This window comes from Pseudonocardia sp. NPDC049154 (assembly GCF_040648315.1).
Taxonomy (GTDB): Bacteria; Actinomycetota; Actinomycetes; order Mycobacteriales; family Pseudonocardiaceae; genus Pseudonocardia.
This window is the reverse complement of record NZ_JBEZDN010000043.1, coordinates 11,149-26,069: the sequence shown is the minus strand read 5'-3', so window position 1 is coordinate 26,069 and position 14,921 is coordinate 11,149. Positions and strand designations below refer to the sequence as shown.

Below are 14,921 nucleotides of genomic sequence, written 5' to 3'. Positions count from 1 at the left end.
GGTCGAGGTCAAGGGCGGGCCGGGCGGCGCGGGTGTCGGCGGCGGTCCGGTGTAGTAGACCTGTGCGCAGAAGGGGTTTCCCCAGCGGAAGGACCAGCGTGGACCTGAAGATCGGTTACAAGGCCTCGGCGGAGCAGTTCGGGCCCCGTGACCTGGTGGAGTACGCGGTGCGGGCCGAGGAGGTGGGCCTGGACAGCGTGTGGGTCTCGGACCACTTCCTGCCGTGGCGGCACGAGGGCGGGCACGCGCCGTCGGCCCTGACGTGGATGGCGGCCGTGGGGGAGCGCACCCGCCGGGTGCAGATCGGCACGAGCGTGACCACGCCGACGTTCCGCTACAACCCGGCGGTGATGGCGCAGACCTTCGCCACCATGGCGCTGCTGTACGACAACCGGATCATCCTCGGCGCGGGCACCGGCGAGGCGCTCAACGAGATCGCGGTGTCGGGCATGGAGTGGCCGGAGTTCAAGGAGCGGTTCGCGCGGCTGCGCGAGGCCGTGCGGCTGATGCGCGCGCTGTGGACCGAGGACAACGTCAACGTCGAGGGCGACTACTACACGCTCGTCAACGCGAAGATCTACGACCGGCCGGAGAAGCCGGTGCCGGTCTACATCGCGGCCGGCGGCCCGGTGGTGGCGCGCTACGCGGGCCGGTCCGGCGAGGGCTTCATCTGCACCTCGGGCAAGGGCATGGACCTCTACACGGAGAAGCTGATCCCGGCGGTCAAGGAGGGCGCGGAGAAGGAGTCCCGCTCCTTCGACGACATCGACCGGACCATCGAGATCAAGCTCTCCTACGACCGCGACGCCGACGCGGCGCTCGAGAACACCCGCTTCTGGGCGCCCCTGTCGCTGACCGCCGAGCAGAAGCACACGGTGGACTCGGCGGAGGAGATGGAGCGGCTGGCCGACGAGCTGCCGATCGAGCAGGTCGCCAAGCGCTGGATCGTCGCGAGCGACCCGGACGAGGCGGTCGCGCAGATCAAGCCGTATCTCGACGCCGGGCTCAACCACCTCGTCGTCCACGGTCCCGGCCACGACCAGGAGCGGTTCCTCACCCAGTTCGCCGAGGACGTCGTCCCGAAGCTGCGCGCCCTGGCCTGACCGCGGCGGTGTCGGGTGCCTCACCCGGGGTGATCGTTCCCTCCGGTCAGCGCTGACCGTTAGCCTGCCGGGGTCGACGGGGACGCGCCCCGGGTGAGGAGCGGTGGGATGAGCGGTGCGAGCGGGAGCCCCGTGGTGGCGCAGGACGGCCGCGTGCTGCGCTGCCGGGTGACGGCGGGCAAGGCCGGTGCGCTCGACGGCCCGGCGATGGCCGAGGTCGCCGAGGCGCTGCGCGGGCTCGGCACCCTGGAGGAGGCGGCCGACCGGGGGATCGGCGCGGTCCAGCTCGCGCACGACGGCGGCAACTTCTGCGCGGGCGGGGACGTGCGCTCCTTCGCGGCCGCGGAGGACCGCGGCGCGTTCGTGCGCGAGGTGGCCGACCTGTTCCACGAGATGCTCGAGGCGTACGTCCGGTGCGCCGTGCCGACGGTGGCCGGCGTGCAGGGTTGGGCCGCCGGCGCGGGGATGAGCCTGGTGCTGGCCACGGACGTGGTCGTCGTCGGGGCCTCGACGCGGATCCGGCCCGCCTACCCCGCCATCGGCTTCTCGCCCGACGGCGGGATGAGCTGGACGCTGCCGCGGATCGTCGGCCTCGGCCGCGCCCGGCACATCCTGCTGTCCGACCAGGTGCTCTCCGCCGAGGACATGCTGTCGCTGGGCATCGCGTCGGTGCTGGCCGACGACACCGAGCTGGCCGCCGAGGCCGAGGCCACGGCGTACCGGCTGGCCCAGGGCCCCACGGCAGCGCTCGGCCGGATCAAGCGGCTCCTCGCCGGGACGTTCGACCACGACCTGCGGACCCACCTCGACGCCGAGGCGGCGTCGATCTCCGCCAGTGCCGCCGGGCCGGAGGGGACCGAAGGGCTCACCGCGTTCGGCGAGAAGCGGCCGCCCCGCTTCCACGGTTGACCGGCGCGGCTCACCCGCCGGGCCTGTTTGCCGCGCGCGCGCCCGGGGGATACCAGGCGAGGCGACCGAATACGGTGCGCCACCGTCGATCCCCGGGGGCACTCCGCTCGTGAACGCGCACGGCCCGCAGCGCGGCGTCCCGGCCGCACCGACCGCGCAGGGCGCGGCCGACCGGCGGTCGGTGCGAGGGGTACCGGACGAGCTGCGCATCGTCCGCACGGCCGTGGCCGACGAGCTCTCCGGCATCCGCACCGCCGTGTCCCGGTGGGGCCGGCGCGCGGGCCTGTCCGCCGACGTGCTCGTCGACCTGCTCCTCGCGGTGGGGGAGGCCGCGGCCAACGCCGTCGACCACGCCTACCGCGGTGGCCCGCCCGGGCCCGTGGAGGTCGACGTGCAGCTGCGCCGCCGCCGCTCCGGGAGCGTGGTCGCCGCGCGGATCTCCGACCAGGGGCGCTGGCGGCCGGCCACGGCGGGCGCGGTCCGGGACCGCGGCCGCGGGCTCCCGATGATCCGGGCGCTGGCGGCGCACCTCGACGTCGTCGCCACGGGCCGGGGCACCGAGGTCTGCCTCGAGCTGGCCCTCCCGGACTGACCGCACCGACGGGACCGCCCGGGCCCGGGAACGCCGGAACCCCGGCCGCGGGGCGACCGGGGTTCCGGGAGAAGTCGGGACGTGCGGGCTCAGCGGCCGGGCACCGACCCGCCGGAGACCAGGCGACGCGGGGCACCGGGCGTGGCCGGCCGCGCGGCGCGCAGGCCCGGCAGGACCACGGCGGAGCGCTGCACCGGGCGGCGGAACCCGCCCATCGAGGGCCGCATCGGCCAGGCGCCGGCGAACGGGAACAGGCCCTCCAGGCCCGCGCTCTCCGGCCCGACGCTGGTGCGCAGCAGCTCCTGGAAGGCGTCGTACTGGGCGACCGCCTCGACGACGTCGCCCTTCGCCAGCAGCGCCTCGATCAGGGCCCGGCGCGCGCTCTCCCGGCTCGGGGCGGCGGCCACGGCGATCTCGGCGATCTCCACGGCGTCGGCGAACAGGCCGGCCGCGGTCAGCTTGAGGGAGACCTCCTCCAGCGCGGCGAGCCGGAGCTGGCGGAAACGTTCGCGCTCGACGGCGATCCACGGGGAGGTCCACGCGGGCAGGATGTCCTCGGTCAGCAGGTCGACCGCGGGACGCTCGGTGAGGCGGCCGCCGCCGCTGAAGGCGCGGACCAGGAGCATCGCGTCGGACAGGTCGACCTCGACCTCGTCCGCCAGGGCGACCGGGGCGGCCTCGTCGGCCGGGTCGCCCACGAGCAGGCCCGGTACGTCGATGCCGGTCAGCGCCTCGGCGAGCAGGCGGTGGGCGGCCTCGGCCGGCACGCCCGGCCAGAGGTCGGCGGCGAGGCCGGCGCGCGGCTGCGGCCGGCGGTGCACGGCCAGGTACGCGACGACGCGGCGGGAGTCCACACTCAACGGCACGGTGGTGCCGTCCGAGGTGAGACCGAACGATCCGAGCACCGTGATGCGGTGGCCCGGACACTCAGTGAGGGATCGGCGGTGACCGTCAGACATGGTTATCCCGACTTGTGGTGGTACGCGACTGATGACCCGTGGGCACGCCTCGTGGGCTCCGTGCCGCCGAACAGTGTTCTCCCGACGACCCGGATTGCCAAGAGGCTGTTTCGTCACAGTTACGATCTGCACGTACCTAATTGACGATCCGCAGGTACAGCCGTAATGGTGACGTCCTCGGCGATCTTAACCCAGCCCTCGGAACACGGCCGGGGGACCCCCGGCGGGCCGATCACGGGGTCGCGTGCAGTCGGACGTGGGTACCCCGGCGGTCCTGCCACACGTGCAACAGGTCGCAGAGCTGCCGCGCGATCCACACCCCGCGCCCGCGCGGTTCCGCGGGGTGCGGTGCGGTCAGGCCGGGCAGCGGCTCGTCGAGGTCGCCGGTGTCGTGCACCTCGCAGACCAGACCCCCCGCCGTGGCCCACAGCTGGATCTCGGCCTGCGGCGCCCCGTGCTCGACGGCGTTCGTGGCGATCTCGTTCACGGCCAGCACCAGGTCCTCGGACCGGACCGGGTCGAAGCCCAGCGCCGGCGCGAGCCGCGCGACCATGCGGCGGACCTCGTGCAGCTGCCAGGAGTTGTACCGGTAGGTGACGTCCGGCGGGCCCAGGATCAGCGGCGCGGCGCGCTCCCGCCCGCGCAGCACCTCCAGCGGGCAGCGGTGCTCGGGGTTGTGCCGCAGCCCGCTCCCGTCCAGCACGTACGGGTGGTTGGCCCGGGCGCCCTCGAGCACCTCGAGGTGCAGCGGCCAGGCCGGGTAGAGGCAGACGAGGTCCACCGGCAGGTCGGCCAGCGAGACGTTCAGCGCGGCGTCGAGCTCGGTCCAGTAGCCGCCGTCGACGCCGTCGTGCGCCGGGTCGTGCCCGCACAGCACGGTGGCGCCGGCGTCGCTCTGCACGAGCGAGCGCAGCTCCCGGGCCCAGGTCGCGGCCGTGGTCTGCCCCGAGCCGCCGGACGCGCCGAACGGCGCCGTCAGCGCGACGACGCCGGCGTGCCCGATCGCGTCGAACACCGCCTTCTCGACGGCGGGCGGCACCGCCACGGCGAGCTGCTCGCCGCGGCGGACGGTGGCCCGGGCGAACGCGACGGCGCGTGCGAGCTGGTCCTCCGGCCCGTCGTGGAACTCCACGGCGTGCCGCAGCCGGGTGTGCGCGGGGACGCGGGACTCGACCTTCATCCGGGCGCCCCCTCGGTGGCGGGCTCGCGCCGGGGGTCCTCGTCGGGTGCGTCGGTGGCGTCGGGCGCACCGGCGGCACCGGGCCCGTCCTGCTCCGGCCGGGACCCGTTCCCCCACCCCGCGGGCGGCTCCGCCCCGGCGACGCGCCGCTCGCGCGGACCGTGCGGACCGTCCGCGGGCTCGGGCAGCCGGGCCGGGGGCTGGCGGGCCTCGCGGACCAGCAGCTGGGTGGCGAACGGCGCCCCGCACCGGTCGAGCACCCGCTGGACACCGGGCCGGACGTCGCCGAGCACGAGCCGGTGGCTGCTCGGGAACTCCTCGGCCGCGTGCACCAGGGCGACCGCCCCGGCGACGTCGAGGAACCGCAGCGAGGCCAGGTTGAGCTCGATGTCCGTGGGCGCGTCGGCCGAGCGCAGCGCCCGGTCCAGCGTGTCCGTGATCAGCTTGTGGATGACCGGGCGGTTGCTGTGGTCGGCCTCGCCGGCGAGCCGCACGGAGGTGACGCCGGTCTGGGTGATCCGCAGCAGGCCGTCGTCGTAGGCGGCGGGGGCGGTGAGCTCCTCGCGGTGCGTCGCGCGCATCCGCTCGATCTGCTCCTGGGTGTAGTGCCCGTGGTCGTAGAGGCACAGCGCGGCGAGCCGCCGCTCGCGGACGACGTCGTCGAGCGCGGCGTCGTAGGCCGTCATCGGGATGCCCGCGGGGGCGTCGGCGCCGTAGCTCATCTGCCCGGTCATGCGGAAACCGGACCAGCCCTGGGCGACGGAGGCGTCGACGTAGGAGTGGAGCAGGGCGCGGACGTCGGCGACGGGGGAGCGGAACGCGCCGCGCGTGACGTCGGCGGGTACGACCTGCAGCTGGCCGCTGCGCAGCGTGGCGGCGACCGGCATCCGGTCCTCGGTCAGCCGGTCGAGGACCCGCTCGGAGGTGCCGTCGTCGAAGTAGACGACCTTCTCGTTGCGGCGGAGGCCACCGGAGAGGAACCGGGCGGTGAGCTCCCAGAGCTGCTCGTCGCTGACCGGAACGGCGCAGGCGTGGTCGCCGGACGCCAGATCCTCTGCCGCTCGCACGCTCATGTCTCTCGCTCGCTGCTCGTGACCAGATCACCACCCTACGGGCGCGACCGGGGGTCGCCCGTCACACGGCAGGGGGTACCCGCGCCGAAGCGACACGACACCGCGACGAACGGTGAGCCCGGCGGTCGTGATCAGGGGACCAGCGGCGGGACCTGGGCGGCGACCAGGTGGGGGCCGGGTTCGGCCGCGGCCCGGCGGAGCGCGTCGGCCAGCTCCTCGGCCGTCGTCGCCCGGACCGCCGGCACCCCCATCCCGGTGGCGAGGGCGACGAAGTCCAGCCGCGGCGAGCCGAGGTCGAGCAGCGACCGCGAGGGGGAGTTCGCGGGCAGCGACGCGCCGACCCCGAGCAGCTCCCCGCGCAGGATCGCGTAGGCGCCGTTGTCGTAGACGACGGTGGTGATGTCGAGGTTCTCCCGCGCGTGGGTCCAGAGCGCCGAGATGGTGTACATCGCGCTGCCGTCGGCCTGTAGGCACCAGACGGGCCGGTCGGGGCAGGCGACCGCGGCGCCCGTGGCCGCGGGGAGACCGAACCCGATCGCCCCGCCGGTGAGGGTGAGCCAGTCGTGCCGGGCCGATCCGGCCGTGGCCTGCGGCAGGCTCGCACCGGAGGTGACCGACTCGTCGACCACGATCGCGCCCTCGGGCAGCAGGGCGCCGACGACCTCGGCCGCGGTCTGCACGGTCAGCGGGCCGCTCGGCAGCGCGGGCGGGGCGGCCTCGGCGCGGGGCACGTCCGTGACATCGGCGGCGACGAGGTCCGCCAGCGCCTCCAGGGCGACGGTCCCGGCGGCCCCGATCTCGGTGACGCGGTGGACGGTGGCGCCCTCCGGCACCAGGTCGCCCTCCTTGCCCGGGTAGCCGAAGAAGGTGACCGGGGAGGCGGCCCCGGCGAGCACGAGGTGCGTGGTGCCCTCGAGCTGCTTCCGCGCGACGTCGCCCGGGTAGGCGAGCCGGGAGATCGGCGGGACGCCCGCGCCGCGCTCCAGCCGCGTCGGGAAGCACTCGGCGAGCACCCGGGCCCCGGTCGCGACCGCGATGCGGTGCGCCGCGACCAGCCCGCGCTCACGCAGGCCCGTGCCCCCGACGAGCAGGGTGCAGGGCTCGCCGGACCACAGCGCCTTGGCGGCGGACTCCAGGCCGTCGGCGTCGAGGGCCCCGCGGCCCGGGGCGGCCGGTGGCGGGACGGTGCCGGGCTCGAGCCCCGCGGCCGAGGTCCAGGCGACGTCGGCGGGCACGAGCAAGGTGGACACGGCGGGCGGGGGGGCGCCCGCCCCGGCCCCGCCGGCGGCGGGGGTCCCGCCCCCGGCCCCGGGGGCCCTGCCGCCGGGGGCCCCCCCCCCCTCCCGGGCGGCCCCGGGGGCCACGTCCGACTCCAGCGGGGCGTCGAGCGGCTTGTGGTCCAGGGCGTGGTCGCCGACGACGTTGACCACCGGCGTGCCGGCCCGCCGGGCGTTGTGCAGGTTGGCGGTCCCGTTGGCCAGGCCGGGCCCGAGGTGCAGCAGGGTGGCCGCCGGCTTGTCCGCCATCCGGGCGTAGCCGTCCGCGGCGCCGGTCGCCACCCCCTCGAACAGGGTCAGGACCGCCCGCATCCGGGGCTCGGCGTCGAGCGCCGCGACCAGGTGCATCTCGGACGTGCCGGGGTTGGCGAAGCAGACGTCGACGCCGGCGTCGACCAGGGTGCGCAGCAGCACCTGTGCGCCGGTGGTCTCGGCCGTGGTCTCCGCGGTCGGCTCGGGTCCTGTCTCGGGTCCTGCCATGCCGCGACGCTACCCGGCGGTGGTCACCGCCACCTCGGTGTGCGGGTTGCCCTTGATCGTCTGCAGCACCACGCAGTACCGCTCGGTCAGCTTCACCAGGCTCGCGACCTGCTCCTCGTCGGCCGTGGTGTCCAGGGCGAAGGACAGCCGGACGTCCCGGAACCCGACCGGGGCCTCCTTGTCGACGCCGAGCGTGCCCCGGAAGTCCAGGTCGCCCTCGGCGCGCACGGTGCCGGACACCTCCAGGCCCATCGACGTCGCCACGGCCCGCAGGGTGACCCCGGCGCAGGCGACCAGGGCCTCGAGGAGCATGTCGCCGGAGCAGAGCTGGGTGCCGTCGCCGCCGGTCGCGGGGTGCAGGCCGGCCTCGGCCAGCGCGGTCGCGGTGCGCACCCGGCACGCGACGCCCGTGCCGTCGAGCTCCCCGTCCGCGTGCAGCGTGACCACTGCGGACCCCGGGTCGTCCCGGTACTGCTTCTTCAGCGGGCCCTGCACGTCCCGCAGCTGGGTGGCGTCCATGGGGCCATCGTCGCCCGGGGGCGGGCCGATCTCCACCGGTACCCTCCCCGTCGTGACAGGGGTGATCCGGCAGGAGCGGGTGCTGACCGTCCCCAACCTGCTCAGCGTGCTGCGGCTGGCCGGGGTCCCGCTGTTCCTGTGGCTGCTGCTCGGCCCGCGGGCGGACGGCTGGGCGATCCTCGTGCTCGCCGTCGGCGGGATCACCGACTGGGCCGACGGGAAGCTCGCCCGGCTGCTGGACCAGTACTCGCGGCTCGGCGAGCTCCTCGACCCCGCCGTCGACCGCCTCTACATCCTCGCGGCGCTCGTCGCGCTGGGTGTCCGGGAGATCGTGCCGTGGTGGGTCGTCGTCGTGCTCGTGGCCCGAGACCTCGTGCTGGGGCTCTGCGTGTCCGTGCTGCGGCGCAACGGCTACGGCCCGTTCCCGGTGATCTACCTCGGCAAGGCGGCGACCTTCCTGCTGCTCTACGCCTTCCCGATCCTGCTGCTGGGCACCCGAGCGGGGTTCTGGGGCGAGCTCGCGCAGCCGTTCGGGTACGCCTTCGCGGCCTGGGGCGTGGCCCTCTACCTGTGGTCCGGCCTGCTGTACTTCACCCAGTTCGTCCTGGCGATGCGCGCCGGACCGGTCCGCTCCGAGGACCCGCGGCCCGAGGGCTAGGCTGCGCTGCGTGACTGCCGAGCAGACCGCCACGCCGGACGACCTGCGGTACACCGAGGCCCACGAATGGGTCCGGGTCCTCGACGGGAACCGGGTCCGGGTCGGCGTCACCGACCACGCGCAGGAGCAGCTCGGCGACGTCGTGTTCGTGCAGCTCCCGGCCGTGGGGGACAGCTTCGCCCAGGGCGACGCGCTCGGCGAGGTGGAGTCGACCAAGTCCGTCTCGGACATCTACGCCCCGCTCGCGGGCGAGGTCGTGGCCGTCAACCAGGCCCTGGAGGACAGCCCGGAGCTGATCAACTCCGCGGCCTACGGGGACGGCTGGATCGTCGAGCTGGAGCTCGGCGAGGGCGCGGGCGAGGCCGTCGCGGAGCTGCTCGACGCGGCCGCCTACCGGCAGCTCGTCGAAGGCGCCTAGCGCCGTCCCCCGGCCCCCGCGCACGGCCCCGGCACGATAGGTTCGGCGGGTCGTGCCGCGGCGGCCCGCACGACAGCAAGCCCCTGCGGCGCCTTCAGCGGCGCGGCCGGGACCGCACCACGCAGGAGGAGACCCCGAGGTGACCACGAACGACGGGCCCGGCGTTCCGCCGGAGCGTTCCCCGGAGACCACGTCGGTCTTCCGGGCGGACTTCCTGGCCGACGTCGAGCCGCCCGCCCAGGAGCAGCCGGTCTCGGGGGTCGACGCGCTGCCTCCCGGCTCCGCCCTGCTGGTCGTGCGCCGCGGCCCGAACGCCGGCTCGCGGTTCCTGCTGGACCGGCCGACCACGAGTGCGGGCCGGCACCCGGACAGCGACATCTTCCTCGACGACGTCACGGTCTCCCGGCGGCACGCGGAGTTCCGGCGCGACTCGGGCGAGTTCGTCGTCGTCGACGTCGGCAGCCTCAACGGGACCTACGTCAACCGGGAGCCGGTCGACACGGCCGTCCTCGCCAACGGCGACGAGGTCCAGATCGGCAAGTTCCGGCTCGTCTTCCTCACCGGGCCCGAGCCCGGGGCGGAGGGCTGACCGGGCGCGGAGGCGTTGCGGGGCGGAAAAGTCACCGCCGACGCCCGTCCGGAGGCGCGCGAAGCACGGGTCGCGCGTGTAGCGTCGAGCATGTCGGACCCCAGGGTGAGGAGGCGGGCGCATGAGCGAGATGCGCGTCGTGGGAGTCAGGGTCGAACTGCCCGCCAACCAGCCCATCCTCCTGTTGCGGGAGACGCAGGGCGACCGCTACCTGCCGATCTGGATCGGCTCGGTGGAGGCCACCGCGATCGCGCTGGAGCAGCAGGGGGTCAAGCCCGCCCGTCCGCTGACCCACGACCTGCTCAAGGACGTGATCGGCGCACTCGGGCGGCGGCTGGAACAGGTGCGGATCACCGATCTTCAGGAGGGCACGTTCTACGCCGAGCTGATCTTCGACGGCGGGATCACCGTGTCCGCGCGGCCGAGTGACTCGGTGGCGCTCGCGCTCCGCATCGGGGTGCCGATCCACGCCGACGAGAGCGTGCTCTCCGAGGCCGGGCTGGTCATCCCGGACGAGCAGGAGGACGAGGTCGAGAAGTTCCGCGAGTTCCTCGACTCCGTCTCCCCGGAGGACTTCCGGGGCGCCCAGCCGGGCTGAGGATCCGCCTCGATGCGGGTTGATCGCCGACACGCCCGGGTGAGCAGGGCGTACGGCGGCGTGGCGCGTTGACCGTGGGCGTCTGCGCGCTTACCGTCGGCTCCGTCAACAGGTGAATGGGTCGTCGGGACAGGAGGTCCCGGCCGGCGGAGGGAGTGCCGTGGACGGGTCGTCGTCCGACGGGCCCGAGCAGGGCGAGCTCTTCCCGGACCCGCTGGTCGGAGAAGGCCTCGACGGCCTGCCGGACCAGCTCGTCGGGTTCCGTGGCCCCACCGCCTGCCAGGTCGTCGGCATCACCTACCGGCAGCTGGACTACTGGGCCCGCACCGGGCTCGTCGTCCCGTCGATCCGCGGGGCCGCCGGCTCCGGGTCGCAGCGCCTGTACTCGTTCAAGGACGTCCTGGTCCTCAAGGTCGTCAAGCGGCTGCTCGACGCCGGGGTGTCCCTCCAGAACATCCGGGTCGCGGTCGAACACCTGCGCCGGCGCGGGATAAGAGATCTGGCGCAGATCACCCTCTTCTCGGACGGCACCACGGTGTACGAGTGCACCTCGCCCGAGGAGGTCGTCGACCTGCTGCAGGGCGGCCAGGGCGTGTTCGGGATCGCGGTCTCCGGCGCGATGCGCGAGATCAGCGGCTCGATCAAGGACTTCCCGGTCGAGCGCGCGGACGGCGGTTCGGTCGACGAGGCCCCCGAGGACGAGCTCTCCCGCCGCCGCGCCCGCCGCGCCATCAGCTGAGGCCCCGGGGCGCGGCTCTCCGAGCAACCCCCCGCATCACCGTCCCGGCGGTTCCTCTCCGTCGAGGTGAACGTCAGGGCTGTTTCGCGAGCCGAAACAGCCCTGATGCTCATTTCGACCAGCGGAGGCACGCGCTCAGGCGGCGGGACGGAAGGGGTCGTGTTCGGCGAGGAGTTTCTCCAGGCGCGCCTGGTCCACCCGGTTGACCACGGTGAGGCGCTCCTGCTTGTCCCGCACCGTCTTGGCGAGGGTGAAGGCCGAGGTCGTCACGTAGAGGACCGAGACGGCGAGGAAGGCCCGCACCCAGGGATCGGCGGGCAGGTAGAGCACGCCGACCGTCACGGCGGCGAGCGAGACGACGAACGACGCCACCGCCTGCAGGTGGAAGGCCGCGGTGGTCGACGGGACGGGGCCGGGGCTGCGGTCCGAGCTGCTCATGCAGCGAGTCTGGCGGTGATCCCGGCCCGGTTCCTCGGTGGAACTACGGGATCCGGCGCTAGGCTGGTCGGGCAGTCGCCGATCCCGCGCGGGAGAGACCCGGTCGCACGTGGACCGGGCGCCGAAGGAGCAACTCCTCCCCGGAACCTCTCAGGCACCCGAGACCGCGAGGGTGAGACGCCTCTGGAAAGCGACGCCGGTGCGGAAGCCACCGGACCGGCGTCCGCCGACGGGGAAAGCCCGGCTCCGGCCGGGTGAATCTCTCAGGCACCCGGGTACCCGGGTGGGGACAGAGGGGGAGGGCAGCACGTCCTGCATGCCGTCCTGCCCACCGCCCGAAAGGTCGTCCTCGTGACCGACGCGCCGCCCGTTCCGTCGAGCACCACGTCCGCCCCGTCGCCGCTCTCGCTGGCCGAGCTCGAGGCGGGGGTCCCGTTCGCCGACCGGCACGTCGGACCCCGGCCGGCCGAGCTCGAGCGCATGCTCGCCGCGATCGGCGTCGGCTCGCTGGAGGAGCTGGCCGACCGCGCGCTGCCCCCGAGCATCCGCGACACCGGCGAGGTGCCCACGAGCATCCCGGCGCCGGCGTCGGAGACCGAGATGCTGGCCGAGCTGCGCGGGCTCGCCGACCGCAACACCGTGACCGTCCCGATGATCGGCCTGGGCTACGCGGGCACGGTCACCCCGCCGGTGATCCGCCGGCACGTGCTGGAGAACCCGGCCTGGTACACGGCCTACACGCCCTACCAGCCGGAGATCAGCCAGGGCCGGCTGGAGGCGCTGCTCGCCTTCCAGACCATGGTCGCGGATCTCACCGGGCTGCCGGTCGCCGGCGCGTCGCTGCTCGACGAGGCCACCGCGGCCGCCGAGGCGATGACCCTGCTGCGGCGGGCGGGCAAGGCGAAGAGCCCCCGGTTCGTGGTCGACGCCGACACCCTCCCGCAGACGGTCGACGTGCTGCGGACCCGCGCCGAGCCGCTCGGCATCCAGCTCGTGGTCGCCGACCTGGCCGACGGCCTGCCCGAGGGCGACCTGTTCGGCCTGCTCCTCTCGTACCCGGGTGCGTCCGGCCGCGTCGCCGACCCCCGGAGGCTGATCGAGGAGGCCCACGCACGCGGGGGCCTGGTCGCGGTGGCCGCGGACCTCCTCGGGCTCACCCTGCTCACCCCGCCCGGCGAGCTCGGGGCCGACGCCGCGGTGGGCACGACCCAGCGCTTCGGCGTCCCGCTCGGGTTCGGCGGCCCGCACGCCGGCTACCTGTCGGTGCGCCAGCAGTTCGCCCGGCAGCTGCCGGGCCGGCTGGTCGGCGTGTCCCGGGACGCCGACGGCAACCCCGCCCTGCGGCTCGCCCTGCAGACCCGTGAGCAGCACATCCGGCGGGAGAAGGCGACGTCGAACATCTGCACGGCGCAGGTGCTGCTCGCCGTCGTCGCGGCCTGCTACGCGATCTACCACGGCCCCGAGGGCCTGACCCGGATCGCCCGGCGCACCCACCGGATGGCGGCCGTCCTGGCCGCCGGTCTGCGTGCGGGCGGGGTCGAGGTGGCGCACGGCGAGTTCTTCGACACCGTCGTGGCGCGGGTGCCCGGACGTGCCGCCGAGATCGCCGACGCCCTCCACACGGCCGGGATCTCGGTACGCCGGATCTCCGCCGACGAGCTGGGGCTGGCCTGCTCGGAGCTGACCACGACCGCGCACCTCCGCATGCTGTGGGAGGCGTTCGGCGTGACCGCGGACGTGGCGGAGCTCGACGCCGCCACCGCCGACGCCCTGCCCGCGGACCTGCGGCGGGAGTCGGGGTTCCTCACCCATCCGACCTTCCACGAGCACCGCTCGGAGACCGCGCTCATGCGCTGGCTGCGCCGGCTCGCCGACGCCGACCTGGCCCTCGACCGCACGATGATCCCACTGGGCTCCTGCACCATGAAGCTCAACGCGACAGCCGAGATGGAGCCGATCACCTGGCCGGAGTTCGCGGAGCTGCACCCGTTCGCCCCCGCGGAGGACGCCGAGGGGACGCGGGAGATGATCACGCAGCTCGAGCGTTGGCTCGCCGAGCTGACCGGGTACGCCGCCGTGTCCGTCCAGCCCAACGCGGGCAGCCAGGGCGAGCTCGCCGGGCTGCTGGCCATCGCCGCCTACCACCGCTCGCGCGGCGAGGCCGAGCGGAACGTCTGCCTGATCCCGTCGAGCGCCCACGGCACCAACGCGGCGTCGGCCGTCATGGCCGGTATGCGGGTGGTCGTGGTGGCCACCGACTCGGCCGGCAACGTCGACCTCGCCGACCTGCGCGCCAAGATCGCCGAGCATGGTGCGGCACTCGCCGCGCTGATGATCACGTACCCCTCGACCCACGGGGTGTACGAGGCCGAGGTGCGCGAGGTCTGCGCCGCGGTGCACGAGGCCGGCGGCCAGGTCTACGTCGACGGGGCCAACCTGAACGCGCTGCTCGGGCTCGCCCGGCCCGGTGCCTTCGGCGGCGACGTCAGCCACCTGAACCTGCACAAGACCTTCTGCATCCCGCACGGCGGGGGCGGCCCGGGCGTCGGGCCGGTGGCCGTGGCCGAGCACCTCGCGCCGTTCCTGCCCGGCCGCGGCTCGGGCGAGCACGCCGTCGGGGCGGTCTCGGCGGCGCCGTACGGCAGCCCCGGCGTGCTGCCGATCTCCTGGGCCTACATCCGGATGATGGGCGTCGAGGGGTTGCGGCGGGCCACGCTCACCGCGGTCGCGGCGGCCAACTACGTCGCCGCCCGGCTCGGCGAGCACTACCCGGTGCTCTACGCGGGCCGCGACGGCGCGGTCGCGCACGAGTGCATCCTCGACCTGCGCGGGATCACCAAGGAGTCCGGCGTGACGGTCGACGACGTCGCCAAGCGGCTCGCCGACTACGGCCTGCACGCCCCGACCATGTCCTTCCCGGTCGCCGGGACGCTGATGGTCGAGCCGACCGAGAGCGAGGACCTCGCCGAGATCGACCGGTTCGTCGCGGCCATGATCGGGATCCGGGACGAGATCCGTCGGGTGCAGGTGGGGGAGTGGCCGGTCGACGACAACCCGCTGCGCGGCGCGCCGCACACCGCGGCCTGCCTGGTGGACAAGTGGGACCACCCGTACCCGCGCGATCTCGCCGCCTACCCGACGGGTGCCGTGCCCGGGGTGCACGACCGCAAGGTCTGGCCGCCGGTCCGCCGCATCGACCAGGCGCACGGCGACCGCAACCTGGTCTGCTCCTGCCCGCCCATCGAGGCCTACAGCTCCTGACTCCTCGTGAGTGGCGATAGTCGCCCTGGCGACTATCGCCCTCGAGCAGCGTGGCCATGTCCTTGACCGCGTGCTGGGCCTGCGCGACCGCCATCCCGTACCCCGGGACCACGATCACCTGGGAGGCG

15 protein-coding genes, 1 pseudogene and 1 riboswitch are annotated in these 14,921 nt (G+C 74.6%); of the genes and pseudogenes, 9 read left to right on the top strand and 7 right to left on the bottom strand.

What is annotated here, in order from left to right:
- Positions 1-98: 98 nt before the first annotated feature.
- From fgd to AB0B41_RS20905, 3 genes are all read left to right on the top strand, one after another.
- Positions 99-1,103 (top strand): glucose-6-phosphate dehydrogenase (coenzyme-F420), encoded by a 1,005-nt coding sequence (gene fgd, locus AB0B41_RS20915; protein WP_358205673.1) that lies wholly within the window; start codon positions 99-101, stop codon positions 1,101-1,103.
- Positions 1,104-1,211: 108 nt separating this feature from the next.
- The gene (locus tag AB0B41_RS20910; protein ID WP_358205670.1) at positions 1,212-2,012 is read left to right on the top strand and encodes an enoyl-CoA hydratase-related protein; all 801 of its coding nucleotides are present in this window, start codon (positions 1,212-1,214) and stop codon (positions 2,010-2,012) included.
- Positions 2,013-2,121: 109 nt separating this feature from the next.
- A complete protein-coding gene (locus AB0B41_RS20905) occupies positions 2,122-2,604 on the top strand; it encodes an ATP-binding protein (protein WP_358205668.1) in 483 nt (160 codons plus the stop codon).
- Positions 2,605-2,693: 89 nt separating this feature from the next.
- On the opposite strand, the gene AB0B41_RS20900 is transcribed toward AB0B41_RS20905, so the two are convergent.
- From AB0B41_RS20900 to AB0B41_RS20880, 5 genes are all read right to left on the bottom strand, one after another.
- Positions 2,694-3,509 carry a BTAD domain-containing putative transcriptional regulator gene (locus AB0B41_RS20900; protein ID WP_358205665.1) on the bottom strand — a complete coding sequence of 272 codons (816 nt, stop codon included), beginning with the start codon at positions 3,507-3,509 and terminating at the stop codon, positions 2,694-2,696.
- Between the two features lie 286 nt (positions 3,510-3,795).
- Complete coding sequence (locus AB0B41_RS20895) at positions 3,796-4,743, bottom strand: ATP-binding protein (protein ID WP_358205663.1); 948 nt, start codon at positions 4,741-4,743, stop codon at positions 3,796-3,798.
- Entirely contained in the window at positions 4,740-5,816 is a 1,077-nt protein-coding gene (locus tag AB0B41_RS20890) for an MEDS domain-containing protein (RefSeq protein WP_358205661.1), read from the bottom strand. Before AB0B41_RS20890 ends, AB0B41_RS20895 begins: the two co-directional genes overlap by 4 nt.
- Before the next feature lie 131 nt (positions 5,817-5,947).
- A complete protein-coding gene (locus AB0B41_RS20885; RefSeq protein ID WP_358205659.1) occupies positions 5,948-7,573 on the bottom strand; it encodes an acetolactate synthase large subunit in 1,626 nt (541 codons plus the stop codon).
- 9 nt (positions 7,574-7,582) lie between these two features.
- Positions 7,583-8,092 carry an OsmC family protein gene (locus tag AB0B41_RS20880; protein ID WP_358205657.1) on the bottom strand — a complete coding sequence of 170 codons (510 nt, stop codon included), beginning with the start codon at positions 8,090-8,092 and terminating at the stop codon, positions 7,583-7,585.
- Positions 8,093-8,144: 52 nt separating this feature from the next.
- Here AB0B41_RS20880 and AB0B41_RS20875 point away from each other — a divergent pair, with 52 nt between their 5' ends.
- The 5 genes from AB0B41_RS20875 to AB0B41_RS20855 all read left to right on the top strand — a co-directional run bounded on the left by AB0B41_RS20875 (position 8,145) and on the right by AB0B41_RS20855 (position 11,094).
- Positions 8,145-8,750 (top strand): CDP-alcohol phosphatidyltransferase family protein, encoded by a 606-nt coding sequence (locus tag AB0B41_RS20875; RefSeq protein ID WP_358205654.1) that lies wholly within the window; start codon positions 8,145-8,147, stop codon positions 8,748-8,750.
- A gap of 10 nt (positions 8,751-8,760) precedes the next feature.
- On the top strand, positions 8,761-9,168 hold the full coding sequence (gene gcvH, locus AB0B41_RS20870) for a glycine cleavage system protein GcvH (RefSeq protein ID WP_358205653.1): 408 nt from the start codon (positions 8,761-8,763) through the stop codon (positions 9,166-9,168).
- A gap of 139 nt (positions 9,169-9,307) precedes the next feature.
- Positions 9,308-9,757 carry a glycogen accumulation regulator GarA gene (garA, locus tag AB0B41_RS20865; RefSeq protein ID WP_037038971.1) on the top strand — a complete coding sequence of 150 codons (450 nt, stop codon included), beginning with the start codon at positions 9,308-9,310 and terminating at the stop codon, positions 9,755-9,757.
- 121 nt (positions 9,758-9,878) lie between these two features.
- A complete protein-coding gene (locus AB0B41_RS20860) occupies positions 9,879-10,355 on the top strand; it encodes a bifunctional nuclease family protein (protein WP_037038968.1) in 477 nt (158 codons plus the stop codon).
- A gap of 214 nt (positions 10,356-10,569) precedes the next feature.
- Entirely contained in the window at positions 10,570-11,094 is a 525-nt protein-coding gene (locus tag AB0B41_RS20855) for a MerR family transcriptional regulator (protein WP_232868747.1), read from the top strand.
- 135 nt (positions 11,095-11,229) lie between these two features.
- On the opposite strand, the gene AB0B41_RS20850 is transcribed toward AB0B41_RS20855, so the two are convergent.
- Positions 11,230-11,532, bottom strand: coding sequence for a YiaA/YiaB family inner membrane protein (locus AB0B41_RS20850; protein WP_358205650.1), 303 nt, complete (start codon positions 11,530-11,532; stop codon positions 11,230-11,232).
- A 79-nt stretch (positions 11,533-11,611) separates the two neighbouring features.
- Positions 11,612-11,709: riboswitch (glycine riboswitch) on the top strand.
- Positions 11,710-11,883: 174 nt separating this feature from the next.
- On the opposite strand from AB0B41_RS20850, the gene gcvP reads away from it, so the two are divergent.
- Entirely contained in the window at positions 11,884-14,793 is a 2,910-nt protein-coding gene (gcvP, locus tag AB0B41_RS20845) for an aminomethyl-transferring glycine dehydrogenase (protein ID WP_358205648.1), read from the top strand.
- Positions 14,794-14,830: 37 nt separating this feature from the next.
- Here the strand turns inward: gcvP and AB0B41_RS20840 are convergent.
- A pseudogene (locus tag AB0B41_RS20840) lies at positions 14,831-14,921 on the bottom strand (NAD(P)(+) transhydrogenase (Re/Si-specific) subunit beta); the annotation flags it as partial.